The 24588-nt window shown below is 67.1% G+C and carries 17 protein-coding genes and 1 tRNA gene; 2 read left to right on the plus strand and 16 right to left on the minus strand.

Annotated elements, in window-relative coordinates:
* From GZ67_RS0112910 to GZ67_RS0112925, 4 genes are all read right to left on the minus strand, one after another.
* Positions 1-854: hypothetical protein (locus tag GZ67_RS0112910; RefSeq protein ID WP_029273911.1), on the minus strand; the 854-nt coding region annotated here is incomplete at its 3' end.
* Between the two features lie 117 nt (positions 855-971).
* The gene (locus GZ67_RS0112915; protein WP_029261848.1) at positions 972-1772 is read right to left on the minus strand and encodes an enoyl-CoA hydratase/isomerase family protein; all 801 of its coding nucleotides are present in this window, start codon (positions 1770-1772) and stop codon (positions 972-974) included.
* A 45-nt stretch (positions 1773-1817) separates the two neighbouring features.
* Positions 1818-2309, minus strand: coding sequence for an FBP domain-containing protein (locus GZ67_RS0112920; RefSeq protein WP_029261847.1), 492 nt, complete (start codon positions 2307-2309; stop codon positions 1818-1820).
* A gap of 9 nt (positions 2310-2318) precedes the next feature.
* A complete protein-coding gene (locus GZ67_RS0112925) occupies positions 2319-3218 on the minus strand; it encodes a bile acid:sodium symporter family protein (protein WP_029261846.1) in 900 nt (299 codons plus the stop codon).
* Between the two features lie 136 nt (positions 3219-3354).
* Between GZ67_RS0112925 and GZ67_RS0112930 the strand changes: the two genes are divergently transcribed.
* Positions 3355-3873, plus strand: coding sequence for a DUF2087 domain-containing protein (locus GZ67_RS0112930; RefSeq protein WP_051662527.1), 519 nt, complete (start codon positions 3355-3357; stop codon positions 3871-3873).
* A 22-nt stretch (positions 3874-3895) separates the two neighbouring features.
* Here GZ67_RS0112930 and GZ67_RS0112935 read toward each other — a convergent pair whose 3' ends face one another.
* The 3 genes from GZ67_RS0112935 to GZ67_RS0112945 all read right to left on the minus strand — a co-directional run bounded on the left by GZ67_RS0112935 (position 3896) and on the right by GZ67_RS0112945 (position 8501).
* Entirely contained in the window at positions 3896-5704 is a 1809-nt protein-coding gene (locus tag GZ67_RS0112935) for a sigma-70 family RNA polymerase sigma factor (RefSeq protein WP_029261844.1), read from the minus strand.
* A 179-nt stretch (positions 5705-5883) separates the two neighbouring features.
* Positions 5884-7704: a VaFE repeat-containing surface-anchored protein gene (locus GZ67_RS20215; protein WP_029261843.1), complete on the minus strand. Its 1821-nt coding sequence runs from the start codon at positions 7702-7704 to the stop codon at positions 5884-5886.
* A 56-nt stretch (positions 7705-7760) separates the two neighbouring features.
* Entirely contained in the window at positions 7761-8501 is a 741-nt protein-coding gene (locus tag GZ67_RS0112945; protein ID WP_136025646.1) for a hypothetical protein, read from the minus strand.
* A 309-nt stretch (positions 8502-8810) separates the two neighbouring features.
* Between GZ67_RS0112945 and GZ67_RS20220 the strand changes: the two genes are divergently transcribed.
* Complete coding sequence (locus tag GZ67_RS20220; RefSeq protein WP_029261841.1) at positions 8811-9284, plus strand: hypothetical protein; 474 nt, start codon at positions 8811-8813, stop codon at positions 9282-9284.
* A 92-nt stretch (positions 9285-9376) separates the two neighbouring features.
* On the opposite strand, the gene GZ67_RS0112955 is transcribed toward GZ67_RS20220, so the two are convergent.
* The 9 genes from GZ67_RS0112955 to GZ67_RS0112995 form a co-directional block, all read right to left on the minus strand.
* Positions 9377-9850 carry a heme-binding protein gene (locus tag GZ67_RS0112955; RefSeq protein WP_029261840.1) on the minus strand — a complete coding sequence of 158 codons (474 nt, stop codon included), beginning with the start codon at positions 9848-9850 and terminating at the stop codon, positions 9377-9379.
* A 202-nt stretch (positions 9851-10052) separates the two neighbouring features.
* A tRNA-Tyr gene (locus GZ67_RS0112960) sits at positions 10053-10137 on the minus strand.
* Between the two features lie 86 nt (positions 10138-10223).
* On the minus strand, positions 10224-11153 hold the full coding sequence (locus GZ67_RS0112965; protein ID WP_029261839.1) for a PfkB family carbohydrate kinase: 930 nt from the start codon (positions 11151-11153) through the stop codon (positions 10224-10226).
* A gap of 187 nt (positions 11154-11340) precedes the next feature.
* Positions 11341-15216, minus strand: coding sequence for a DNA-directed RNA polymerase subunit beta' (gene rpoC / locus GZ67_RS0112970; protein ID WP_029261838.1), 3876 nt, complete (start codon positions 15214-15216; stop codon positions 11341-11343).
* A gap of 80 nt (positions 15217-15296) precedes the next feature.
* Entirely contained in the window at positions 15297-18800 is a 3504-nt protein-coding gene (gene rpoB / locus GZ67_RS0112975; protein WP_029261837.1) for a DNA-directed RNA polymerase subunit beta, read from the minus strand.
* A 232-nt stretch (positions 18801-19032) separates the two neighbouring features.
* Positions 19033-20739 (minus strand): ABC transporter ATP-binding protein, encoded by a 1707-nt coding sequence (locus GZ67_RS0112980; protein WP_081860001.1) that lies wholly within the window; start codon positions 20737-20739, stop codon positions 19033-19035.
* Positions 20736-21701 carry an ABC transporter permease gene (locus GZ67_RS0112985; RefSeq protein ID WP_029261835.1) on the minus strand — a complete coding sequence of 322 codons (966 nt, stop codon included), beginning with the start codon at positions 21699-21701 and terminating at the stop codon, positions 20736-20738. Before GZ67_RS0112985 ends, GZ67_RS0112980 begins: the two co-directional genes overlap by 4 nt.
* 34 nt (positions 21702-21735) lie before the next feature.
* Positions 21736-22740 (minus strand): ABC transporter permease, encoded by a 1005-nt coding sequence (locus GZ67_RS0112990; RefSeq protein ID WP_029261834.1) that lies wholly within the window; start codon positions 22738-22740, stop codon positions 21736-21738.
* 90 nt (positions 22741-22830) lie between these two features.
* The gene (locus tag GZ67_RS0112995; protein WP_029261833.1) at positions 22831-24504 is read right to left on the minus strand and encodes an ABC transporter substrate-binding protein; all 1674 of its coding nucleotides are present in this window, start codon (positions 24502-24504) and stop codon (positions 22831-22833) included.
* Between the last annotated feature and the right edge of the window lie 84 nt (positions 24505-24588).

Raw genomic sequence — 24588 nt, forward strand, 5'->3', positions numbered from 1 at the left:
GGCGGCACGGGCTGCGGGGGCACGGGCTGCGGCGCGACCGGGAAACTCGACGCGGGCGCGGCAAGCTGCTGCTGCTGCTGCGACGGCGCCGGGGTCGGATATCCGGTGTAGTAGGCGTTCCAGTCGGGCGACGAGTCGGGCAGCGCCGGCAGCGGGGTGACGCCGTCGGCGTAGGTCGGCCACGACGGCGCCGGCGCGACGCCACGAGCGGGCGACGACTTCTTCTTCGGCGCGAACAGCGCGTTGAGCAGCGGGATGAGCGTGGTGCCGACGGCGACGAGGATCGTGAGCGCGACGACGATCCGCCAGTAGAGCTCGCCGTAGTGGAACGTGTTCGGGAAGGCGAGGAAGAACACGAGCATGCCGACGAGTCCGACCAGGAAGGTGATCGTGACGATGTAGATCACACGGGTGAAGGTCGTGACGTGCCGTTCAGCGGCGGGAGTGAACAGCCGCACATGCAGGAGGGCGAGCTGCAGGATGCCGATGACGAGCAGCAGCTGGAAGAAGCGCTCGGCCCCGAAGAACATGCCGTCTTCGGGGAGCCAGATCTTGACGGCTCCGACGAGGAGCGCGACGATCCAGCTCACCATGCTGGCCAGTTGCAGCCAGTCGGGGCGATTCGGCGCGAGGCCGGCCTCGAGGATCGCGATCCCCGCGAAGGCCGCCAGGAGCAGGATCGTGAGGAAGGCTCTTCCGATCAGCCCGTCCTGATCCCCCACGAGCACCCAGATGACGCACACGAGCGCCGCGGCGATCAGTGCACCGATGGCGATCCAGAGGGATCCTCTGATCAGCAGCGACATATTCTTCTTCTCACCCTGCGGCTGCGTGGTGATGTCCGGCTGGGACATGGCGATCCTCTCGTCGAGCGGCGATGCCTTCATCCTGCCACGCGCATCGCCGCAGGCGAGGGCCGAGCGCCGTGCTGAGGAGAAGTCGTCACCCGACGCCGATGCGGGCAGGAGAAGTCAGCCCGACTTCCTCGCGGAGGCGGCAGCGAAGGCCGCGACCCTGGCCTGCGCATCCGGAGTCTCCAGCGCTGCGCCGATCGAGCGCGCCTCCTCCGTCAGCTGCTCGACGAACGAGCGTTCGGGCTGCGAGCGTACGAGCCGCTTCGCCTGCCCGTACGCGTCGGCTGCTCCGGCGAGCCAGAAGCGCGCGATCTCCTCGCCGCGGGCACGCACGGCATCCGCCTCGGCGGCACCGTCGGCGCCTTCCACCGACTCGGCGACGAGCCCCCACTCCACGGCCTCCGCTGCCGACAGCAGCCGGTCCTGAAGCACGAGCTGCAAGGCGCGACGCTGGCCGACCGCCCTGGCGAGCTGCGCCGACACCGAGAGGTCAGGAGTCAGGCCGATGTTCGCGTACAGGCTGCCGAGCTTGGAACGCGACCCGACGACCGCGTAATCGCTGGAGAGCAGGATGCCGAGGCCTCCGCCGGCCGTGGTGCCGTGCGCGGCGGCGACGACGGGCACCGCAGACTCGGTGAGCGACCGGATACCGGCGTTGATCACCTCGGCGAGCGCGGTGATCTCCGCACCGGATGCACCCATCGTCGTAGCCATGTCGATGACGTCGCCGCCGGCACAGAAGGCCGGACCTGCCGCATCGATCAGGATCGCCTTCACATCGGACCGCGACGTCGCCTCGGCCGTCGCATCCCTCCACGCGTGGGCGAGGTCGGCGTTGAACGCATTGAGGCGAGCAGGACGGTTCAGCGTGAGCCGAGCCATTCCCTCTTCGACGGCGAACAGGATGGCATCACTCATGGCTTCTCCTTCGAGCACAGGACGTGTGGTCCAGCGTAACCGTGATCAGTTCTGCTCCCAGACCTGCGAGACGAAGCTCTCCATCCGACGCCGCGTGCCGTCGAGGCGGAAGTCGACCTGGCCGGGAGTCCGGATCTCGTTGGGCGCGAGCGGGTGCGCCAGACGCACGTTCTCGTGGCACGACAGATCGGCACACATGTAGGTGCCGAACGAGTCCCCTCGTCGCCCCGCCGCTCCCGCGCGCCGTGCGGAGAGGAGTGCGATCTGATTGCCCGGCTGCATGGTGTGGCAGATGTTGCACAGACCCGAGCGTCCGCGCCCCGGCTCGGTGGCACGGAGGACGACGCCGAGAACCCCATCGCCGTGCGGGACCAGCACATAGCCGCGTCGATTGGCGCTCGGATCCTGCCAGGCGAAGAAGTCGAGGTAGTCCCAGTCGACGAGCAGGAAGTCGTGCGGCATCTCCATGGTCCGCAGCTCATCGGCATCCGCATTGACGAACGATGCCCTGACGTCGGCCTCTGTGAGCGGTCGCATCGCTCCAGTCTATGAACGGGAGGCACCCGAGGGCGCCGCGACGCCCTCGGTGCCCTCGGCCGTCCGATCCCGGATGAGGAAGCCGAAGCCGAACGCGATGAAGAACATCAGCACTCCGTAGACGGCGGCGGGCAGACTCAGCTCCACGGAGCCGAGCACGGACTGCGCGATGACGATCGCGAGCGTCGCATTGTGGATGCCGATCTCGAACGACGTGGCGATCGCCTGCCGCTTGCCCACCCGCAGCATCCGCGGGATCAGGAAGCCGATGGTGAGGCTGATCAGGCAGAACAGCACGGTGATGAGGGCGAGCTGCGTGAAGTTGGCCACCAGCAGCGTCCAGTTCGATACCACCGCGCCGGCGATCACGACGATCAGGATGATCACCGAGGCGATGCGTACGGGCTTGTCCATGCCCGTGGCGAACTTCGGCCAGAAGCGCCGCACGATCATACCCAGCGCCACCGGCAGCAGCACGATCGCGAACACCTCGAGCGCCTTCGACCATTGCAGGCCGAGCCGGTCGTCGAACGGCTCGAAGTACGCGATGGCGAAGTTGGTGATGATCGGCAGTGTGATCACCGCGATGACCGAGTTCACCGCGGTGAGCGAGATGTTCAGCGCGATGTCCCCGCGGAACAGATGGCTGTAGAGGTTCGCGGTGGTACCGCCGGGCGATGCGGCCAGCATCATCATGCCGACGGCCAGGATCGGCGGGAGCTGGAACGCCAGCACGAGTCCGAAGCAGATCGCCGGCAGCACGACGAGCTGACAGAGCAGCGCGATGATCACCGCCTTCGGCTGCTTCAGCACTCTCGCGAAGTCGGCGAGAGTGAGGCTGAGGCCGAGACCCAGCATGATGATGCCGAGGGCGACGGGTAATCCGATGGTGGTCAACGCTGATCCCATGGGACTCAGTGTGGCGGATGGAGGGTCTCGGTGTCACCCGTATATCGCGCCGAGATGACCACACGAGTAGCCTGCAGGAGGTTCCCACGGCTCGCAGCGGGAGCACGAGGCGGCGCTGCGGATGAAAGATGGTGCGATGGAAGACTCGAACGGCTGGCGACCGCTGATCGCGATTCTCGCGAACCCGGAGACGCGCCGGGTCGCCGCCGAGGTGATGCTGGGCAGCAGTCTCGCGTCGGCCACGGAAGGTCTCTCGCCCTCCCGACGCCGACGGGTGACGGAGGCGGTCACGCAGAGCGGGCTCGTCGACGCGGAGACCCAGGCGCTCGCGCCCGACGTGTTCCGAGAGATTCTGGCGTCGGCCACCGTTCCCCGGCGCGAGGGGATCGAACGGTTCACCGACGGAAAGCGCATCCGCCAGTACCCGGCGAACCTCCACGCGCGCGGGGAGCTCCTCGCCTGGGTCGCCCGCGCTGTGTTCTCCGAAGGAGAGGTCGTCACCGAACGCGAGGCGAACAGCAGGCTTCTGCCGTATTCGGAAGATGTCGCCGTGCTCCGCCGCTATCTCGTGGACTACCAGCTCGTGGAACGCCGCGCGGACGGCAGCCGGTACGCGCTCACCGGCATCGGACCGGTCGTCCCGACGGACGGGTGAGAGCAGCAGCCCGGAAGCACCGTCAGGGGTCGACGAGCTCGAACGTCATCTCCTCCGGCCCCGGCCCCCAGGGGTCGAAGATGATGTCGGGGTCGTAGACGTCGAGCGGATGTTCGTCCATCGGCCCGATGAATCCCTCCGCGTCCATCGCCCGGAAGGTGAACCAGTACCAGCCGCGGGAGTTCAGCCGCAGCCGCTTCACCGCATGCCCGGTGTCGTCGAGAGGAATGGTCGCCGAGTGCCCCTGCATGGTGCTGACGTAGATGGTTCCGTTCGCGGGGCCGGTGGCGGCGATGACCAGACCCGTGGTCCTCGCCTCCTCCACCTGCATGTCCTCGGTGCCGACGATGTTCTCGAAGCCCTCGATGACGATGGGGAGGATGGTGAAGGTTCCCGTCGTGGCCGGAGACTGCCCGGCGGCATCGAACGCCCAGGCCCGGTAGTCGTACGTGCCGGCGGCGAGCTCCAGGGCGCGAGGGTCGAAGGACCACGCACCGTCTGCGGCGACGACCGGCGTGTACCGCGCACCGTCGACTTCGATCGCGACAGCCGACCCTGGCGTGGCGGTGCCCGCCACGACCGGAGCGAGGTAGCCGGAGGATGCCGCAGGGCTGGTGACCCCCGGGCCGAGGGGCGAGCCCGGATTCTCCCCCGGATCCGGCGTCGTCCCCGGCGCCGTTCCCGGCCTCGTGGGGTTGCGCGGTCCGGGGGCATTCGGGTCGTCGACGAGGTCGATGGAGTCGATCGACGGGTCGGAGTTCCAGCGTCCGGTTCGCGGAGGGGACGGGGGTGCGGACGGCGCGGGGGTGGCCACCGTCCCGTCGGGCGCTCCGACGACGGGGGCCGGCGCTCCGACGTGAGGAACGGACCGCGCCGCACTCCACGGCTTGTCGCCCTCCGCGGAGGGCGCGGATACGGCCGGCGTGGCTCCGGGGAGCAGCAGCGAACCGAGTATCAGGGTTCCGGCGGTGAGTACGCCCAGGCCGCCCGCCAGAAGACTCGCAAGACCCGCTCCTGCTCCGGTGGCGATGACCGCGGCCGCCACCGCGGTCCCGGGAGCGAAAGCTCCGGTGGACGGCAGGATGACTCCCAGTGCGCCGAATCCGACGGCGGAGAGGGTGACGCCGTGCAGGCGCTGGGCATCACTGCGAAGGGTGACGAACAGGTCGCCGCACACGTCACATGAGGGCACGTGCCCGGCCACTTCCTGCGCCACGAGCTCGTCGAGCGGCTCGGTGAGGTGTCGCGGGAGCAGGCGAGCGACATGAGCCTCGTCGTCGCGCAGCGCGAGAGGCACCTGCGACGTGAGCCAGTGCATCTTGAGCCCGGAACGGGCTCGTCGTTGCAGGGCGGATACGGCGTTGGGCTTGATGCCGAGCTCGCGCGCGACCTCCGGGCGGGGGACGTCAGCGACCTCGGTCAGCCACAGCACGCGTTGCCAGCGTTCCGGGAGCTCTTGAAACGCCCCGAGGAACTGCTGGGCGTTCGTCTCCCGCTCGACCAGGCTGAGCGCATCGCGGAAGTCGGCCCGATCGGGCTCGACGGTGTCGTCGATGTGGTCGGCATCCTTGCGCCACCGGATCGCCGTGTTGCGGATCACCGCCTTGAGATACGACCGGAACGCGAACTCGGGCCCCGCGTCCGAGGTCGTCACCTGCTGGTAGATGGCGAGCAGCGCCTCGGAGGCGAGATCCTCCGACCGCGAAGGGAACAGCCGGTGCGCGTAGCGGAGTGCAGCGCCGATGTGTCGCTCCCACAGCACGGCATACGCTGCCTGATCACCGTCCCGAAGCGCACGGAGGAGTTCGGCATCACCGCGAGAATCTTCCACGTCTTCCCTCTCCAGAAGAACGCCCGCTCATCTCCGACGAGCAGCTGACCGTAGACAGATCCAGGCGGTCGGTCCACCACTGAATCTGTGTTCAACGACGGGGCTGGGCTCATATTAGCGGCAGCGGACAGGGCCGTGGAGTGGGGAACTCCGCGACCCTGTCCTGTCCGGGCGCCCGGTCAGGCGTCGAGGCGGCGCCGCCTCGTCAGCATCAGAACAGCGCCGGCCAGAAAAGCGAGCAGTGCCGCAGCGATGCCCGCGATCGGTGCCGGGGCGCCGGTCGCCGCGAGGTCTCCCTTTCCACCCGGAGCCGGTGTGGTGGGCACACCGGGATCCGCCGCTTCGACCGCGACCGTCTGCGCCGCGTCATCGAGGTCGGTGTGCACCGCGACAGGGTCCCCGGTGACATCCGTGCCGACGAAGAGCCCCTCGAACGCCACCAGCACCGTGCCGGCGGACTCTGCCGTGACACGGAACGACACGTCGACCGAGCCGTCCGGAGCGGTCGGCGTGAACGTGGTCGACCCCGTGATGGCCGTCGGCTCCCCTTTCGCCTTGTCCATCAGCACACCCGTGACCGTGTACTCGGTTCCCGGCGTCAGGTTGCGGTACGCGATCGTGTCGATGAGGGTTCCGCCGCCCGGCGCCAGAACATGGTCCTGGTCAGCGGCATCGACCAGCGATGTTCCGATGAACGGCTCAGGTGCTTCCGGCGCCTGCTCCACCGTGACGGTCTGCGCGAGGTCGTCGATGTCCTTGTGCTCGGCCACCGGGTCTCCGGATGCGTCCGGGCCCTCGAAGAGCTCCTCGAAGGCCACGAGCACGTCTCCGGCGAAGCCCACCGGCACGACGAGGTTCACACCGACGGAGCCGTTCGCCGTCGTCGGGGTGAACGTCGTCGAACCCGTGATGCCGGTCGGCTGGCCGTCGGACTTGCGCACCAGCTCACCCGAGACCGTGTACTCCGTGCCCGGAACCAGGTTCTGGTAGGCGACGGTGTCGATCACTGCTCCCCCGTTCCATCCCAGCACCCGGTCGCCGTCGGCGACGTCGACCAGCGACGTCCCGATCACCGGCTCCGCTGCACCGGGCTGAGCGGCCCATTCCACGGTCGCCTCCCCGGTCGTCTGCGTCGCCGCGGGGGCCACCAGGATGATCGACTGCGCGTGGTCGTCGGCCGTCGGCGTGCCACCCGGCACGTTCGGCACCGAGACCACCATGCCGGTGCTGCTCGATCCCTCGGCCGCGACCCGAACGGTCGCGCTTCCCGCTGCCGTCGATGCACGCAGGTCCAGATACAGCTCCTGCCCGTCTACGACCGCATCGAGTGCCACGGCCGTTCCACTCGCGTCGGTGACCGAGACGGCGGGGTCCACGGAGACGGCGACGGCGGCCCGGTTCGTGTTCACGACGAACGGCCCGACGAGGGTGCCGGCCGTCTGTGCCACACCCGGCGCCGTCACCGTGGCCGTGACCTCGAAGTCCCCCGGGGTCAGACCCGGGTTCGCGTTCGCGCCGTTCACGAGGTACCAGTAGGCCGCCTCAGAGTCCGGCGTCTCCCACGCCCACGCGGCATCGAACGTGAGGTCGGTGTATCGCCAGATCGCGTACTGCGTGGCCTCGATCGCATCGTTCCGCGAGATCTGCGCGACCCCGGCCGCGGCTGCGAGATCTTCCAGACTCACCGCGGGGTAGCTGTGGGCGAGCACCCACAGCACCTTCCCCTGGATGGCCGGGTCCACGAAGTAGTTGCTGCCGAGGAAGCTGTCGCCGTCGCCGACGGTGCCTACCCGACCCGTCTGCGCCGTCACCTGGTTCTCGAGGCAGTACGCCCAGAGGTCCGGGTCCCCGGCCTGGACCCCTTCGGACCAGATCGGGAAGATCCCCGTACCGCTGTAGCCTTCCTTGCTGCCGATGTAGACGGAGTCCCCCGGGGCGACCTCTGCGGCTGCTGCGGCGCTGACGCCCGCGGGTGCGATGAGCGCACCGAGGACGAGCATCGCCCCTGCGACCCATCCCGTCGACCGAGTCGACCTCCTCGACGGCATCGCGGCCGTCATGCGAGGCACGCCGGGTTCACCGCGGTGAAGCTGAACGGGCCCACCCAGATGTTCTGGATCGGTCGATCCGTGGCTTCCCTGCCCGAGTTGTTGGCGACGAAGGTGAGGTCGAACGCACCGACCGACGGCGCGGTGACCGCGATGTTGCCACCCGGGTTGGTCGGGATGACCTCGACATTGGGGGCACCGGTGAACGGTCGCCACGGGTTGGCGGACGTGCCCTGACCGCGAATCCAATCCGTGTTGTAGGCCCCGGTCCCGGCAGAAGCGGACAGGTAGACGCGCTCCGCACCGCCGAGACCGTCGAGCGCCTGGAAGCCGTCGATGTCCTTGATCTTGTACGTGAGGTTCTCGACGATGCTGGGCACGCCATCCAGCGCGAAGCTGAAGGTCACGCGCTCGCCTCCGCCGATGTTGTTGAGGTTCACGGTGTCGAGCGACAACCGCACGCTGGGCAGCGCTTCGTTGCCCTGCGTGCTGGAATCCAGAACGAGGTTGTTCGTCGTGTTGATGGTCATGTTGGCCGCCCCGTTGGGGACCGCGCTGAGCGTGAGCGTGAAGTCCTTGCCGTCACCGAAGAGGTCGGTCCACGTGAACACGGACGAGGTGGCGCTCAGCCGTGTGTACGTGGCGGTGCTCGTGCTGACCGTCGCCGTGCAGTTCGTCGTCGATGCAGCCGCCAGTGGTGTGGCCACGGCGGCGGCGATCACGGGCAGCGACCATGCTGCTCCCTTCACGATCGTCCTGCGCGACATGCCGCGCCCCGGGACTGCTACCTCGTTCTCATTCATCTGTTCCGAATCCCCTCGATTGGACGCCGATGCCTCCGGTGTGGACGCCTGTGCGTCGATACACCTACAAGGAGTCAGGCGGTCTCGAAAAGTGACGCGAGGTGGAGAAGAAAGAGCCGAAAAGGCGGAGAACGTGACGCGAATCCACTTTCCTGACCCCCTCGCGTCACCTCCGAGTGCGTTCCGACTCCTTACCGAGGGACGACAGAGAGCCCACGGAACAGAGGGCTCGACAGAGCCGGACAAGGAAACAACATGCAGGAAGAACTCGACACCCACGGCCTCTCCCGCCGGACGCTCGTCAAGGGGGCGGCGTGGTCGGTGCCGGTCGTCGCTGTCGCGGTCGCCACTCCGCTGGCCGCGGCCTCCACCACGGCACCGCCCGCCACCTTCTGGGCGACGGGAGCAACCGTGAGCGTCGTGAGCGGCAACGTCACCAACTTCACGGTGGAGGGCAGCGACGCGGACGGGAACCTCGCGCTGCTTCCCGCCGGTACGAGCGTGACGATCGTGCCCGACCCTGGCGTCACCCTGGCAGTCACCAACGCCATCGGCATCGTGGTGACGACGAACCCTGACGGCTCGATCACGGGCATCATCACCGCGAACGACATCACCAACATCCGCATCCAGTTCCGCCCCACGGGTGCGTCCGGATCCGGCTACGCGATCACGACCAACATCGACATCGATCCGTTCACCGAGACGATCGACGTCACGCTGCGCTGATTCGATCAGGACGGAGATGGCCGGCCCGCCGATGCGGGCCGGCCATCTGCGTTACATCGCTCCAGCCTTGACCGGCAGCCGGGCCGGAGGCGCTATCCCGCGAGGAGTCCGAGCCCGCGGATGCCGTCGACGACATTGTCGTGGTCCTGCGCAGACGGCAACCCCGACATCGTCGCGACCGCGACGACACCCACACCCTCCACGCGGATGGGGACAGCACCGCCGGCGACGGCGTAGACGGCGGGATCGAGCCACCCCGGTTCGTGCATGTCGCGCCCGCCGTTCTCGATGCGCGCTTCCAGCAGCGCGGTGCTGGTGTCGAAGCGGAGGGCCGTCGCGGCCTTCTTCTCCACCCAGGAGTCGTTATCGGCGGTCGCGCCCGGCAGCGACGCGTGGAACAGGATCCCTGACGAGGTGCGCACGTCGACGGCGACCGGATGACCAGCTGCGAGTGCCCGTTCTGCGAGGGAACGCCCGAGTTCCCACCCGTCTTTGCGGTCGAACCGGCGCAGGACGAGTTCGACGTGCTCGTTCTCCAGCTGGGCGAGCCTTGCGTCATCGGCCATCGGTGCTGCCTCTCGTAGGTGGTTCGAGTGAGACTGTAGCGGGCGAGGGCAGAATTCGAGGACTCCGTCGGCGGCCGGGCACGGGACCGTGGGCACGGTCCCCCGTCGCGTCCTCTCGCCGAGACGAGCGGATCAAGCCGAAAGGCCGCTGACTCGAGTCAGCGGCCTTTCGAAACGTCCTGGTCGGGTCCGAGGACCTCCGTGGTGGCGAGTGAGGGATTCGAACCCCCGAATGCTGAGCAGTCTGATTTACAGTCAGATCCCTTTGGCCGCTTGGGTAACTCGCCAGAGCGCACCCGTCCGACTTGAACAGCCAACCGGGGGCACGAAAGATAAGCATACCTGCCCGAGGCGGGTCGAAGAAATCGAACCGTCAGCTGCCTTGGACCCCGCGCTGAGCGTCCGCCAACGACTCCGGAGTCCGCAGCAGACCGCCCTCCGCACGACACGTCGCGGCGGCGATGTCCATGGCGCGGAGGAGGAGCACATGCCACTCCTCCAGCTCGGTCGGGGACGTGGACACCAGCCCAGCGGCAACGGCCGCGAGCGTCGCATCTCCCGCGCCTACCGTGTCGATCACGTCACCGGCGAGCGGGGTGACCGGCGCGGAGGCGATGCCCGCTTCCGCGTCGAGCGACGCACCGGCCGCACCCGCGGTCGCCAGCACCGCAGCGGCACCGATCTCGCGAAGCCGCATTCGCAGCGCGTCGAGATCGCCATCGTAGAGGAGCGCGGCATCGTCGGCGCCGACCTTGACGATGGCTGCCGATGCGGCGATCCGTTCGAACCCTCGGACGAACTCGACATGATCATGCAGCATCCCGAGGCGCGGATTGGGGTCCACGGCGACACGGGCATCAGCGAGGGCACCGACGAGAGCGTCCACCTCGCTCGGCACGTCGAAGGGGAAGCAGCTGATCGCGACGAGCCCAGCATCCGCGATCGCCTCGCGCGCCTCGTCCGAGTAACGGATGCTGCGCTGCCGGGCCGCCTCGTTGAACACGTACTCCGGTTCACCGTTCGCCGCCCGCCGCACGATCGCGCGTGAAGACCCGAGGGGTGCCGCGCTCGAGATCAGACGCACGCCGTGATCGGAGAGGTACTCGCGGATGTGCGCGCCGGCCTCATCGTCACCCACCATGGCGATCAGAGTCGTCTCGACGCCGAGCCGACGCAGGCCCACGGCGACGTTCAGCGCGGCGCCGCCGACCAGTTCACGCACGCCCGCGGCATCGTGGATCTCGTCGATCAAGGCATCGCCGATCACGACCACGGACCGAGCGGAAGATGTGTCGTTGCTCACCCGCCGACACTACCGCGCCCGCTTCCCCGCCACCCCGCCGTCGAGTGCACGGCCTCGTGTCGAGCGCACGGGTCGTCCACGCGAACTCGCCGTGCGCTCGGCAGCAAACCGTGCACTCGGCGGATGGCAGCGCGCACGAAGAAGGCCCCGGGGGCGAACCCCGGGGCCTTCCTCAATCACTCAGTACTCAGTTGTAAGTACCGGGGGTGATGTCGTCCGTCGAGAACGCGTCGAAGTCGACGTAGCCGAAGTCGCCGTCGGCGTACGCACCGTCGGATGCGAAGATCCGGTTCGGGTAACGCTCGCTCTTGGCTTCCTCGGTGGCCTCGACCGTGACGTCGCGGTACTTCGAGAGACCGGTTCCGGCGGGGATGAGCTTACCGATGATGACGTTCTCCTTGAGACCGACCAGCGGGTCGCGCTTGCCCTGCATCGCAGCCTCGGTGAGCACGCGGGTCGTCTCCTGGAAGGAGGCGGCCGACAGCCACGACTCGGTCGCGAGCGACGCCTTCGTGATACCCATCAGCTCCGGTCGGCCCGACGCGGGGCGCTTGCCCTCTGCCACGGTCTCGCGGTTGATCGACTGGTAGCGCTTGAGGTCGACCATCTCACCCGGCAGCAGGTTCGTGTCGGCGTGATCGACGACCGTGACCTTGCGGAGCATCTGACGGACGATGACCTCGATGTGCTTGTCGTGGATCGGCACACCCTGCGAGCGGTACACGCCCTGGACGCCGCCGACGAGGTAACGCTGCACCTCGCGAGCACCCATGACGCGCATGATCTCCTTGGGGTCGAGCGTGCCCACCAGGATCGGCTGACCGACCGTGACGTGCTGCCCGTCCTCGACGAGAAGCGTCGCACGCTTCAGCACCGGGTAGATGACCGGCTCTTCACCGCTGTCGGGCGTGAGGATGACCTTCTTGCCCTTGTCGGTCTCGTCGATCGCGATGCGGCCATCGGCCTCGGCGATCGGCGACGCGCCCTTGGGGGTACGCGCCTCGAAGAGCTCCTGCACGCGGGGAAGACCCTGCGTGATGTCATCCGCCGATGCCGAACCACCCGTGTGGAAGGTACGCATCGTCAGCTGGGTACCGGGCTCACCGATCGACTGGGCCGCGATGATGCCGACGGCCTCGCCGATGTCGACGGTCTTACCCGTCGCGAGCGAACGGCCGTAGCACTGCGCGCAGACACCGACGGCGGAGTCGCAGGTCAGGACCGAGCGCACCTTGATGGTCTCGACACCCAGAGCGACCAGCTTGTCGATCAGCACGTCACCCACGTCGTCGCCGGCAGAGGCGAGGACCTCGCCCTTGCTGTCGACCACGTCGGAGGCCAGCGTACGAGCGAACACCGAGTTCTCGACGTTCGCGTCGCGCACCAGCTCGCCCTGCGAGTTCGGAGCGGCGATCGGGAGCTCGAGGCCCTTCGACGTGCCGCAGTCCTCTTCGCGGATGATGACGTCCTGCGAGACATCCACCAGACGACGGGTCAGGTAACCCGAGTCGGCGGTACGCAGAGCGGTGTCGGCCAGACCCTTACGGGTACCGTGCGTCGCGATGAAGTACTCCGCAACCGACAGACCCTCGCGGTACGAGGAGATGATCGGACGCGGGATGATCTCACCCTTGGGGTTGTTCACCAGGCCACGCATACCGGCGATGTTCCGGATCTGCAGCCAGTTACCACGGGCGCCCGAGGACACCATGCGGTTGATGGTGTTGTCCTCCGGGAAGTTCGCCTTCATCGCGGCCTGGACCTCGTCGGTTGCCTCGGTCCAGATCTTGATGAGTTCCTGGCGACGCTCGGAGTCGGTCGTCAGACCCTTCTCGTACTGCGACTGGACCTTCGCGGCCTGCTTCTCGTAGCCGGCGACGATCTCCGCCTTGTTCGGCGGGGTGAGGATGTCGCTCAGGGCGACGGTCACACCGGAGCGCGTGGCCCAGTAGAAGCCGGCGTCCTTGATGCGGTCCAGCGATGCAGCGGTCTCGACCTTGGGGTACTCCTCGGCCAGCTTGTTGACGATCTGCGACAGCTTGTTCTTGTCAGCCTGCTCGCGGACGAACGGGTAGCCCTTCGGCAGCGTGTCGTTGAAGATCGCCTGACCCAGCGAGGCGTCCACGAGACCGTGGCGCTCGTAGCCCTCGGGAGCTTCGCCCTCGAGGAAGGTCAGACCCGGGATGCGGATGCGGATCTTCGCCTGCAGGTCGAGGGTGCCCTCGTCCTTGGCCAGGATCGCCTCGCCCACCGAACCGAATGCACGGCCCTCACCGGCTGCGCCCTCCTTGACCGTGGTCAGGTGGTGCAGACCGATGATCATGTCCTGCGAAGGCAGGGTGACCGGACGGCCGTCCGACGGCTTCAGGATGTTGTTCGACGCGAGCATCAGCACGCGGGCCTCGGCCTGAGCCTCGACCGACAGCGGCAGGTGCACAGCCATCTGGTCACCGTCGAAGTCGGCGTTGAACGCCGCGCAGACGAGCGGGTGCAGCTGGATGGCCTTGCCCTCGACGAGCTGCGGCTCGAACGCCTGGATGCCGAGGCGGTGCAGCGTGGGTGCACGGTTCAGCAGAACCGGACGCTCACGGATGATCTCCTCGAGCACGTCCCAGACCTCGGGACGGGTGCGCTCGACCGCGCGCTTGGCGGCCTTGATGTTCTGCGAGTGACCGAGGTCGATCAGACGCTTGATGACGAACGGCTTGAAGAGCTCCAGAGCCATCTGCTTGGGCAGACCGCACTGGTGCAGCTTCAGCTGCGGGCCGACGATGATGACCGAACGGCCGGAGTAGTCGACGCGCTTGCCGAGCAGGTTCTGACGGAAGCGACCCTGCTTACCCTTCAGCATGTCGCTGAGGGACTTCAGGGCACGGTTTCCGGTACCGGTGACGGGACGACCACGGCGACCGTTGTCGAACAGTGCGTCGACGGCCTCCTGCAGCATGCGCTTCTCGTTGTTGACGATGATCTCGGGGGCACCGAGGTCGATCAGACGACGAAGACGGTTGTTGCGGTTGATGACGCGGCGGTACAGGTCGTTCAGGTCGGAGGTCGCGAAGCGGCCACCGTCGAGCTGGACCATCGGGCGCAGCTCCGGCGGGATCACCGGCACGACGTCGAGGACCATCGCGGCCGGGCTCATGCCGGTCTCGAGGAACGAGCTGACGACCTTGAGGCGCTTGATCGCACGGATCTTGCGCTGGCCCTTGCCCTCGGAGATCTGCAGACGCAGGTTCTCCGCCTCGGCGACCAGGTCGAACGCCGCGAGGCGACGCTGGATCGACTCGGCGCCCATGTAGGCCTCGAAGTACTGACCGAAGCGGTCCTGCAGCTCGTGGAAGACATCGTCCTCCGGGCGGAGCGCCCCGACCTCGAGGGTGCGGAAGTCTTCCCACACGCGCTCGAGCTTGGCGATCTGCTCGTCGGCACCCTTGCGGATGAGGGACATCTCCTTCTCGGCGGCGTCCTTCACCTTCTTCTTGGCGTCGGCCTTGGCACCCTCTGCCTCGAGAGCAGCGAGCTCCTCCTCCAGCTTGGCCAGGCGCTCCGCGATCTTGGAGTCGCGGCGGTCGCCGAGCGTCTTCAGCTCGAGACGGATGTTGTTCTCCTGCGTGCCCAGGTCGCGGTGACGAGCATCCTCGTCGACCGAGATGACCATGTAGGCGGCGAAGTAGATGACCTTCTCGAGGTCCTTCGGCGCCATGTCGAGCAGGTAGCCGAGACGCGAGGGCACGCCCTTGAAGTACCAGATGTGGGTGACGGGAGCGGCGAGCTCGATGTGACCCATGCGCTCACGACGGACGGAGCTCTTGGTGACCTCCACGCCGCAGCGCTCGCAGACGATGCCCTTGAAGCGGACACGCTTGTACTTGCCGCAGGCGCACTCCCAGTCGCGGGACGGGCCGAAGATCTGCTCTCCGAAGAGACCATCCTTCTCCGGCTTCAGGGTGCGGTAGTTGATGGTTTCGGGCTTCTTGACCTCACCGTACGACCACGCGCGGATGTGGTCCGCGGTGGCCAGGCCGATGCGAAGCTCATCGAAAGTGTTTGACTCGAGCACTGATTCTCCTGTGTCGGAATTCTTTTTGAGAAGTCTGCTGGGGTGTGCTCGGGAGCGAGGCTCCCGAGCACACCAGCGGATTAGATCTCGTCGATCGAGGCGGCCTCGAAGCGGCTGGAGATGTTGATACCGAGTTCTTCTGCGGCGCGGAACGCCTCATCGTCGGTGTCGCGGAGGTTGACCAGCGTGCCGTCGGCCGAGAGGACCTCGACGTTCAGGCAGAGCGACTGCATCTCCTTCATGAGCACCTTGAAGGACTCGGGGATGCCGGGCTCCTGGATGTTCTCGCCCTTGACGATCGCCTCGTACACCTTGACGCGGCCGAGGATGTCGTCGGACTTGATCGTGAGGAGCTCCTGGAGCGCGTACGCGGCGCCGTAGGCCTCGAGGGCCCACACCTCCATCTCACCGAAGCGCTGTCCACCGAACTGCGCCTTACCACCGAGCGGCTGCTGGGTGATCATCGAGTACGGACCCGTGGAACGCGCGTGGATCTTGTCGTCGACCAGGTGGTGCAGCTTCAGGATGTACATGTAGCCGACCGAGATCGGAGCAGGGAACGGCTCACCCGAGCGGCCGTCGAACATCTGGGCCTTTCCGGTGGAGTCGATCAGGCGGACACCGTCGCGGGTCGGGATGGTCGCGTCGAGGAGACCGGCGATCTCCTCCTCGCTCGCACCGTCGAACACCGGGGTGGCGACCTTCGTACCGGGAGCCGCCTCGAAGGCCTGCTCCGGCAGACGAGCCGCCCACTCCGGGGTGCCCTCGACCTTCCAGCCCTGCTTCGCGATCCACCCGAGGTGGGTCTCGAGGACCTGACCGAAGTTCATTCGACCCGGGATACCGAGCGGGTTCAGCACGATGTCGACCGGGGTGCCGTCCGCCATGAACGGCATGTCCTCGATCGGGAGGATCTTCGCGATGACACCCTTGTTGCCGTGACGGCCGGCGAGCTTGTCACCCTCGGTGATCTTGCGCTTCTGGGCGATGTAGACCACGACGCGGCGGTTCACGCCGGAGCCGAGCTCGTCGTCGCCGTCTTCGGCGTTGAACTCCTTGACGGCGATGATCGTGCCCTGCTCACCGTGGGGCACCTTCAGCGAGGTGTCACGGACTTCGCGGCTCTTCTCGTTGAAGATCGCGCGGAGCAGACGCTCCTCGGCCGACAGCTCGGTCTCACCCTTCGGCGTGACCTTGCCGACGAGGATGTCGCCGGGACGGACCTCGGCGCCGATGCGGATGATGCCGCGCTCGTCGAGGTCCTTCAGCAGCTCCGGGCTGACGTTGGGGAGGTCACGGGTGATCTCCTCCTTGCCGAGCTTGGTGTCGCGAGCATCGACCTCGTACTCCTCGATGTGGATCGACGAGAGGGTGTCGTCCTTCACCAGGTCCTGGCTCAGGATGATCGCGTCCTCGAAGTTGTAGCCCTCCCACGTCATGAACGCGACGAGGAGGTTCTTTCCGAGGGCCAGCTCGCCGTTCTCGGTGGCGGGGCCATCGGCGATGACCTCTCCGACCTCGACGCGCTCACCGGCGTTGACGACGACCTTCTGGTTGTACGACGTGCCCTGGTTGGAGCGGTCGAACTTGCGCAGGTGGTACTCCTGCGTTCCGCCCTCGTCGAGCATGACGACGACGCGGTCTGCGGAGACCTCGGACACGACACCGGCCTTGTCGGCGGTGAGCACGTCACCGGCGTCGATGGCCGTGTAGCCCTCCATACCGGTTCCGACGAGCGGCGAGTCGCTGCGGAGCAGCGGCACAGCCTGACGCTGCATGTTGGCACCCATGAGGGCGCGCTGTGCGTCGTCGTGCTCGAGGAAGGGGACGAGCGAGGTCGCGACGGAGACCATCTGGCGCGGGGAGACGTCGATGTAGCCGATCTCCTCGGGGACGAACAGGTCGACCTCGCCGCTGCCGCCCTTGGGGCGTGCCAGGACGTGGCTCTCGCGGAAGCGACCCTTGGCATCGAGCGGGGCGTTGGCCTGCGCGATGTTGAAGTCGACCTCTTCGGACGCGGTGAGGTAGTCGATCTGGTCGGTGACGACGCCACCGGTGACCTTGCGGTACGGGGTCTCGATGAAACCGAACGAGTTGATGCGCGCGAACGTCGCGAGAGCACCGATCAGACCGATGTTCGGGCCTTCAGGCGTCTCGATGGGGCACATGCGGCCGTAGTGCGACGGGTGGACGTCACGGACCTCGACGCCGGCGCGGTCACGCGAGAGACCACCGGGGCCGAGCGCGGAGAGACGACGCTTGTTCGTCAGACCCGCGAGCGGGTTGTTCTGGTCCATGAACTGCGACAGCTGCGACGTTCCGAAGAACTCCTTGATCGCGGCGACGACGGGGCGCACGTTGATCAGGGTCTGCGGCGTGATGGCCTCGATGTCCTGCGTGGTCATGCGCTCGCGGACGACGCGCTCCATGCGGGACAGACCGGTGCGGACCTGGTTCTGGATCAGCTCGCCGACCGCGCGGATGCGACGGTTGCCGAAGTTGTCGATGTCGTCGGTCGCGAGACGGATCTCGGCCTTCTTGCCACCGCGGATGCCCGTGAAGGTCTCCTCGGTGCCTGCGTGCAGGCGGACGAGGTACTTGATCGTGGCCACGATGTCCTCGACGGTGAGCACCGACGAGTTCAGCGGCTGGTCCAGGCCCAGCTTGTGGTTGATCTTGTAGCGACCGACCTTGGCCAGGTCGTAGCGCTTCGGGTTGAAGTAGAAGTTGTCGAGGAGCGCACGGGCTGCCTCGGCGGCCACCTGCTCGCCCGGACGGAGCTTGCGGTAGATGTCGCGGAGCGCATCTTCCTTCGTGACGATCGTGTCCTTCGCGAGCGTCTCCTCGATCGAGGTGTAGCCGGCGAACTCGGCGAGGATCTCCTCGCTGGTCATGCCCAGCGCCTTGAGGAAGACCGTGACCGACTGCTTGCGCTTGCGGTCGACGCGCACGCCGACCTGGTCGCGCTTGTCGATCTCGAACTCGAGCCATGCACCACGGCTCGGGATGACGCGAGCCGACACGATGTCCTTGTCACTCGTCTTGTCGGGGGTCTTGTCGAAGTAGACACCCGGCGAGCGCACGAGCTGCGAGACGACGACGCGCTCGGAGCCGTTGATGATGAACGTGCCCTTGTCGGTCTGGAGCGGGAAGTCGCCCATGAAGACCGTCTGGGTCTTGATCTCACCCGTGAGGTGGTTCATGAACTCGGCCTCGACGTACAGCGGAGCGGCGTAGGTCTTGCCACGCTCCTTGCACTCCTCGATCGAGTACTTCTCCGGCTCGAGGTACGGGTTCGTGAACGACAGCTGCATCGTCTCGCCGAGGTCCTCGATCGGAGAGATCTCCTCGAAGATCTCGCCGAGACCGCTGTTCTCGTTGACGTCGGTGCGACCCTGCTTCTTGGCCTCGGCGACGCGCGCCTTCCAGGCGTCGTTTCCGACCAGCCAACCGAAGGACTCGGTCTGCAGGGCAAGAAGGTCTGGGACAGTCAGCGTGTCGGAGATCTTGGCGAACGAAAGACGGGAAGCTCCGCGTCCGTTCTTGGTGGTGGTGGATGTGGATGCGTTGCGAGCAGCAGCCAAGGGAATAACCTCCGTGAGCCCCGCAGGGCTTCTCGATTCCTTTGTCGTCAGGTGGAGTGTGCGCCCGGGAACTCAACAGATGCCGACCACCATATGAGGGCAGGGAGAAGCGAGCGCAACTACCAACTATACGCACGATTGTGCGACATGGCAAGCGGAGTCCTTGACCAATCTCGGATGCTGCGGTATGAGCATCCGATCACCGGGTCGGCGCACGGCCGACCCGGTGATGTCAGGACGCGATGTTCAGCTCGTTGCCCGGGATCGACGCCAGCAGACGCCGCGTGTACGGGTCGCGCGGGTTCGTGAAGATCTCCTCCGAGGTCGCCGCCTCGACGAGCTTCCCGTCCTTCATCACGCACACGTAATCGCTGATGAGGCGCACCACCGCGAGGTCGTGCGAGATGAAGAGGTAGCTCAGCCCGTACTCGCTCTGCAGGTCGCCGAGCAGCGTCAGGATCTGGTCCTGCACCAGCACGTCCAGCGCCGACACCGGCTCGTCGCACACGATCAGATCCGGAGACAGCGCGAGCGCCCGGGCGATCGCGACACGTTGCCGCTGGCCGCCGGACAGCTCTGACGGATACCGGCGCAGCATCGACTGCGGCAGCGCCACGTCGTCGAGCAGCTGCCGGACGCGCTTGCGCCGGTCGGCGCTGCTCCCCCGCCTGTAGAAGTCGAGCGGCTCGGCGATCAGACGTTCGATCGTGAACATCGGGTTCAGGCTCGAATACGGATCCTGGAAGATCGGCTGCACCTGCTGCCGGAACTCCTTGGTCTCCGCTCGGCTCAGCGACGCGATGTCCTTGCCCTCGTAGCGGATCAGCCCGCTCGTGGGTTCGATCACCTTGAGCAGCATCCGCGCGGTCGTGGTCTTGCCCGAGCCGGACTCCCCCACGATCGCCACGGTCTCCCCGCGCGGGATCACCAGCGACACGTCGTCGACGGCCACGAAGTCCTCTCCGCGCCCGCGCACCGGGTACACCTTGGTGAGGTTCTCGATCTCGACGATGTTGTCGACCGGTGCCGCCGCGCTGGAGGCGTCTGCTCCGTCCACCCGTTCCTTCACCTGGAACGCCTGAGGTTGCAGCCGGGCGACGGCGACCGATGGTGCCGCCTGCACGAGCGACTTCGTGTACTGATGCTGCGGATCCTCGAGGATCTGTCGCGCGTCGCCCTGCTCGACGACCTTGCCCCGGTGCATCACGATCACCCGCTCGGCCCGCTCAGCGGCGAGGCCCAGGTCGTGGGTGATGAGCAGCACCGCCGTTCCCAGCTCACGGGTCATCGCGCCGATCTGGTCGAGGATCGTCTGCTGCACCGTGACGTCGAGTGCACTGGTCGGCTCGTCGGCGATCAGCAGCCGTGGCTTGCACGCCAGACCGATCGCGATCAGGGCGCGCTGACGCATGCCGCCGGAGAACTCGTGCGGATACTGCTTGGCGCGCCGCTCCGGATCGGGGAGGCCGGCGGCGGTCAACGCCTCGACCACCTTCGCCTGCACGTTCTGCCGCGTGGCGAGTCCGTGCGCGAGCAGTGTCTCCGCCACCTGCGTGCCGATCTTCGCGACCGGGTTCAGGTTCGACATGGGGTCCTGCGGCACGAGGCCGATGTCGCGACCCCGGATCGTGCGCAGCTCGTGCTCCGGCGCGTGGGAGATCTCCTTCCCGTCGAGCCGGATGCTGCCCGACGCGATCTTCCCTCCCCCGGCGAGCAGCCCGATGATGGCCATGGCCGTCGTCGACTTGCCCGAACCGGACTCGCCCACGATCGCGACGGTCTCACCGGGTCGGATCTCGAGGTCGACACCCTCGACGGCGTGCACGACGCCGTCCATGGTGGCGAAGTCCACGGCGAGCCCCTGGACGGACAGCAGCGGCTCGGTGGACATCTGATTCTCCTTCGCGGCGCGCATCGCGCCTTCGTCGCGGGCGTTCATCGTGCCCTCGTCCGTGGGTCCATCGCCTCACGCAGCGCTTCGCCCAGCAGGGTGAAGCCGAGCGCGGTGACGGCGATGCAGATACCCGGGAGGAACGCGAGCCACGGGGCGATCGCGAGCTCGGCCTGCGCGTAGGTGAGCATGCGCCCCCACTCGGCGGTCGCGGGGCCGCCGCCGCCGAGACCGAGGAACGACAGCGCGGCCGCATCGATCACGGCCGTCGCGAGCGTCAACGTGCCCTGGACGATCACGGGGCCGATGGCGTTCGGCAGCACGTGCGACATCGTGATGCTGCCGCGGCCGAGACCGAGTGTCTGCGCCGAGAGCACGTAGTCGCTCGACCGCTGCTGCAGCATCGACGCACGGAGCAGCCGGGCGAAGATGGGCACCTGGGAAGCACCGATCGCGATCATCACCGCGAACGGCGTCTGCCCGAGGATCGCGGCGATCGACACCGCCAGCAGCAGGTTCGGCACCGAGAGGATGATGTCGACGACGCGCATGATGAGGGTGTCGACCCACCCGCCGAACGTGCCGGCGAGGAGGCCGAGGATCATGCCGCCCACGAGTCCCATCGCGGTGGAGATGACGCCGATCATCAGGGAGGCCTGCGCACCCCAGATGAGCTTGGACAGCACGTCGCCGCCGAAACGGTCGAGGCCCAGCGGGAACCCCGGCACCTCGCCCGGACCCGGGATGTAGGTCGGCGTGATGTACTTCGCGCCGGGAAGCGCCGTCTCCGGGTACGGGGCGAGCCACGGAGCGAGAGCGGCGACCAGGAGGAACAGCACCACGATGACCGCGCCGATCCATGCGGTCGGGTTGCGGCGGAGCCGACGGAACACATCCCGCCAGAAACCGCCGGAGCCCTTCTTGAGGTCGGCCTGGGCGATCGCGACGGTGTCGATGCTGCCGCCGCTCTCGGCCGACGGGCCCTGGGCGGGTGGGAGGGCGATGCTCATGAGACCGCCTCCTTTCGGACGATGACGAGGGACATCACTGCACCCTCACTCTCGGGTCGATGAAGCTGTAGGAGACATCGACCGCCAGGTTGATCAGCGCGTACGCGATCGCGATGACGATGATGAATCCCTGGAGGACCGGGAAGTCCCTGGTGAAGATCGCCCGCGCCAGGAACGAACCGATGCCCGGGAACGCGAACACCGTCTCGGTGAGCACGGCGCCCGAGATCAGGAGTCCGGTCTGCAGGCCGATCGTCGTGATCACCGGCAGCATCGCGTTGCGCAGGATGAAGCGGTTGCGCAGCGTCGGGGCTCCGACGCCCTTCGCCCGTCCGGTGCGCACGTAGTCCGCGTTCTGCACCTCCAGGACGCTGGCCCTGGTGATGCGGACGATGATGGCGAGCGGGATCGTGCCCAGCGCGAGCGCCGGCAGGATCAGATGCAGGATCGCATCCCACGAGGCATCGAACTCGCCCGTGATGATGCCGTCCCACACGTAGAACCCGGTGGGATGGGTGGCGTCTATTCGCGGATCCTGACGGCCGTCCGACGGCAGCCATCCGAGCTGCACGGCGAAGACGTACTTCAGGATGAACGCCAGGAAGAACACCGGGATGGTGATGCCGATCAGGCTCAGCACCACCGACGCGTGGTCGGTGAGCTTGCCGTGACGACGAGCGGCCCAGTATCCGAGAGGGATGCCGACGCCGATCGCGAAGATCAGCGCCATGACGCTCAGCTCGAGCGTCGCCGGGAAGCGGCGCATGAACTCCTCGACGACGGGGCGGTTCGTCTGGATGGACGTTCCGAAGTCGCCCTGGAGCAGTCGCCCTATCCAGGTGAAGTACTGCTGGATGAGGGGTTCGTCGAAGCCGTAGAGCTCGTTGACCCTGGCGACGGCCTCCGGTGTGGCCTTCTCGCCGAGTAGGGCGACCGCGGGGCCGCCGGGAAGGGCTCTGACCCAGGCGAACAGCAGGATGCTGAGCCCGAACAGAGTGGGAATGAGGAACAGCAGTCGCCTGCCGATGGTGCGCAGCACGAAGATCTCCGTCGATCAGAAGGTACGCCGTGTCCCGGTCCCGCGCATGTGTGCGGGACCGGGACTCGGCATATCAGATGGTCAGGCCGACTACTTGGTGAGGACGATGTCCGTGAAGACCTCGTCGTTCACCGGGCTGGCCGGATAGCTCTTCACGCGGGGGTCGAACGCCAGGGTCGGCGCCGGGTGCGCGAGCGGGACGCCGGGGATGAACTCGGCGACCATCTCGTTGATCTCCTCGTACAGCGGCGTCTGCTCCTCGAGGCTGGAGACGCCGCGCGCCTCGGTCAGCTTCTGGAACAGCTCCGGGTTGTCGAAGCCCCACTCGGAGCTCTTCTGTCCGAAGAAGACGCCGACGAAGTTGTCGGTGTCGTTGTAGTCGCCGGTCCAGCCCAGCAGGTGGATGCCGTGATCCGCGGTGCCGGTGGTGCGGTCGAGGTACTCTACCCACTCCTCCGAGACCGGAGTGGTCTCGACGCCGACCTCGGACAGCTGCGACGACAGGACGGTGTAGATCTGCTCGGGGTCCGGCATGTACGGACGCGAGACGTTGACCGGGTAGTTGAACGTGAGCTTCAGCGGATTCGCCTCGTCGTAGCCGGCCTCGGCCAGCAGGTCCTTGGCCTTCTCGGGGTCGTAGTCGTAGGTCGTGACATCGGGGTTGTACCCGTTGACCGTGTCCGGAACGAACTGCGTCGCCTTCTCGGTGCCCTCGGGGAGCACCTGGCTGATGAGCGCGTCCTTGTCGACCGCGTACGACAGCGCCTCGCGGACCTTCGGGTCCTGCAGCTCCGGGATCGCCTGGTTGAACGCCAGGTAGAGGATCGTGAACGGCGGGCGCGACACCATCGTGAAGCCGTCGTCCGCGAGAGCCTTGGTGTCGGCCGGGCCCACCAGGTCGTAACCGTCGATCGATCCGGACTCGAGCGCCTGGCGGCGAGCGGTCGGGTCGTCGATCGTGCGGAAGATGATCTCATCGACCTGCCCCGCCTCGCCCCAGTAGTCGCCGTAGGCCTTGAGCGTGACCTGCTCACCCGGTGCCCACTCGTCGAACTGGTACGGGCCGGTGCCGACCGGATGCCCCATCGCGTACTCGGACAGCTGCGGCGCCTCGGCGGAGCCGGCGACCTCGTCCGCACCGAACTCCTGCAGCGCCGACGGGCTCTGCATCGCGAACGACGGCAGCGAGAGCGACGGGATGAAACCGGCGAACGGCTTGTTCAGCTCGATCGTGACCGAGTAGTCGCCATCGGGGGTGCACGACTTGTACACGGCATCGGCCGCGTTGGACGCGTAGCCCTTGAAGAGCTTGTTGTAGTAGTAGCCGAACGCTTCGGAGGCGGCGAGACCGGTCCAGTTGAACCAGCGGTCGAAGTTGACGCAGACGGCCTCGGCGTTGAACGGGGTGCCGTCCTGGAAGGTCACGTCCTCCTTCAGCGTGAAGGTGTGCGACATGCCGTCGTCGGATGACTCCCACTCCTCGGCGAGCAGCGGTGCCGGGTCTGCCGTGCCGGGCTTGGTGCCCACCAGACCCTCGAAGATCTGGCGTGAGACGCGGAAGCTCTCGCCGTCCTGCGCGAACGCGGGGTCGAGGCTGGCCGGGTCGGAGGATGCCGCGAACACGAACGTCCCGTCGACATCGCCTCCCGCGTCCGCATCGTCGTCGCCCCGCTCGCTCGCGACGCACCCTGCGAGGGCGATCGCGGCGATCGTGGCTCCGGTTACGGCGATGAGTCCTCGCCGACGCTTGACTGATTGGTGCATTGTGTGACCTTCCCTGTCGGGCGCTTCTTTGCGCGTCCCGAGGCTTCTTCGCCTCGGCGACGGTGATGACTAGACGGTACCCAG

This window comes from Microbacterium sp. Cr-K20 (assembly GCF_000708325.1).
In the GTDB taxonomy this organism is placed as follows: domain Bacteria; phylum Actinomycetota; class Actinomycetes; order Actinomycetales; family Microbacteriaceae; genus Microbacterium.

Excerpts from the sequence above, each read along its gene's own strand:
- GZ67_RS0112925 (WP_029261846.1), bottom strand. The coding sequence starts at position 3,218 with ATGGGATCAGCGTTGACCACCATCGGATTACCCGTCGCCCTCGGCATC.
- GZ67_RS0112920 (WP_029261847.1), bottom strand. The coding sequence starts at position 2,309 with ATGCGACCGCTCACAGAGGCCGACGTCAGGGCATCGTTCGTCAATGCG.
- GZ67_RS0112995 (WP_029261833.1), bottom strand. The coding sequence starts at position 24,504 with ATGCACCAATCAGTCAAGCGTCGGCGAGGACTCATCGCCGTAACCGGA.
- GZ67_RS0112930 (WP_051662527.1), top strand. The coding sequence starts at position 3,355 with ATGGAAGACTCGAACGGCTGGCGACCGCTGATCGCGATTCTCGCGAAC.
- GZ67_RS0112915 (WP_029261848.1), bottom strand. The coding sequence starts at position 1,772 with ATGAGTGATGCCATCCTGTTCGCCGTCGAAGAGGGAATGGCTCGGCTC.
- GZ67_RS0112980 (WP_081860001.1), bottom strand. The coding sequence starts at position 20,739 with ATGAACGCCCGCGACGAAGGCGCGATGCGCGCCGCGAAGGAGAATCAG.
- GZ67_RS20220 (WP_029261841.1), top strand. The coding sequence starts at position 8,811 with ATGCAGGAAGAACTCGACACCCACGGCCTCTCCCGCCGGACGCTCGTC.
- GZ67_RS20215 (WP_029261843.1), bottom strand. The coding sequence starts at position 7,704 with ATGCTCGTCCTCGGTGCGCTCATCGCACCCGCGGGCGTCAGCGCCGCA.
- GZ67_RS0112985 (WP_029261835.1), bottom strand. The coding sequence starts at position 21,701 with ATGAGCATCGCCCTCCCACCCGCCCAGGGCCCGTCGGCCGAGAGCGGC.
- GZ67_RS0112955 (WP_029261840.1), bottom strand. The coding sequence starts at position 9,850 with ATGGCCGATGACGCAAGGCTCGCCCAGCTGGAGAACGAGCACGTCGAA.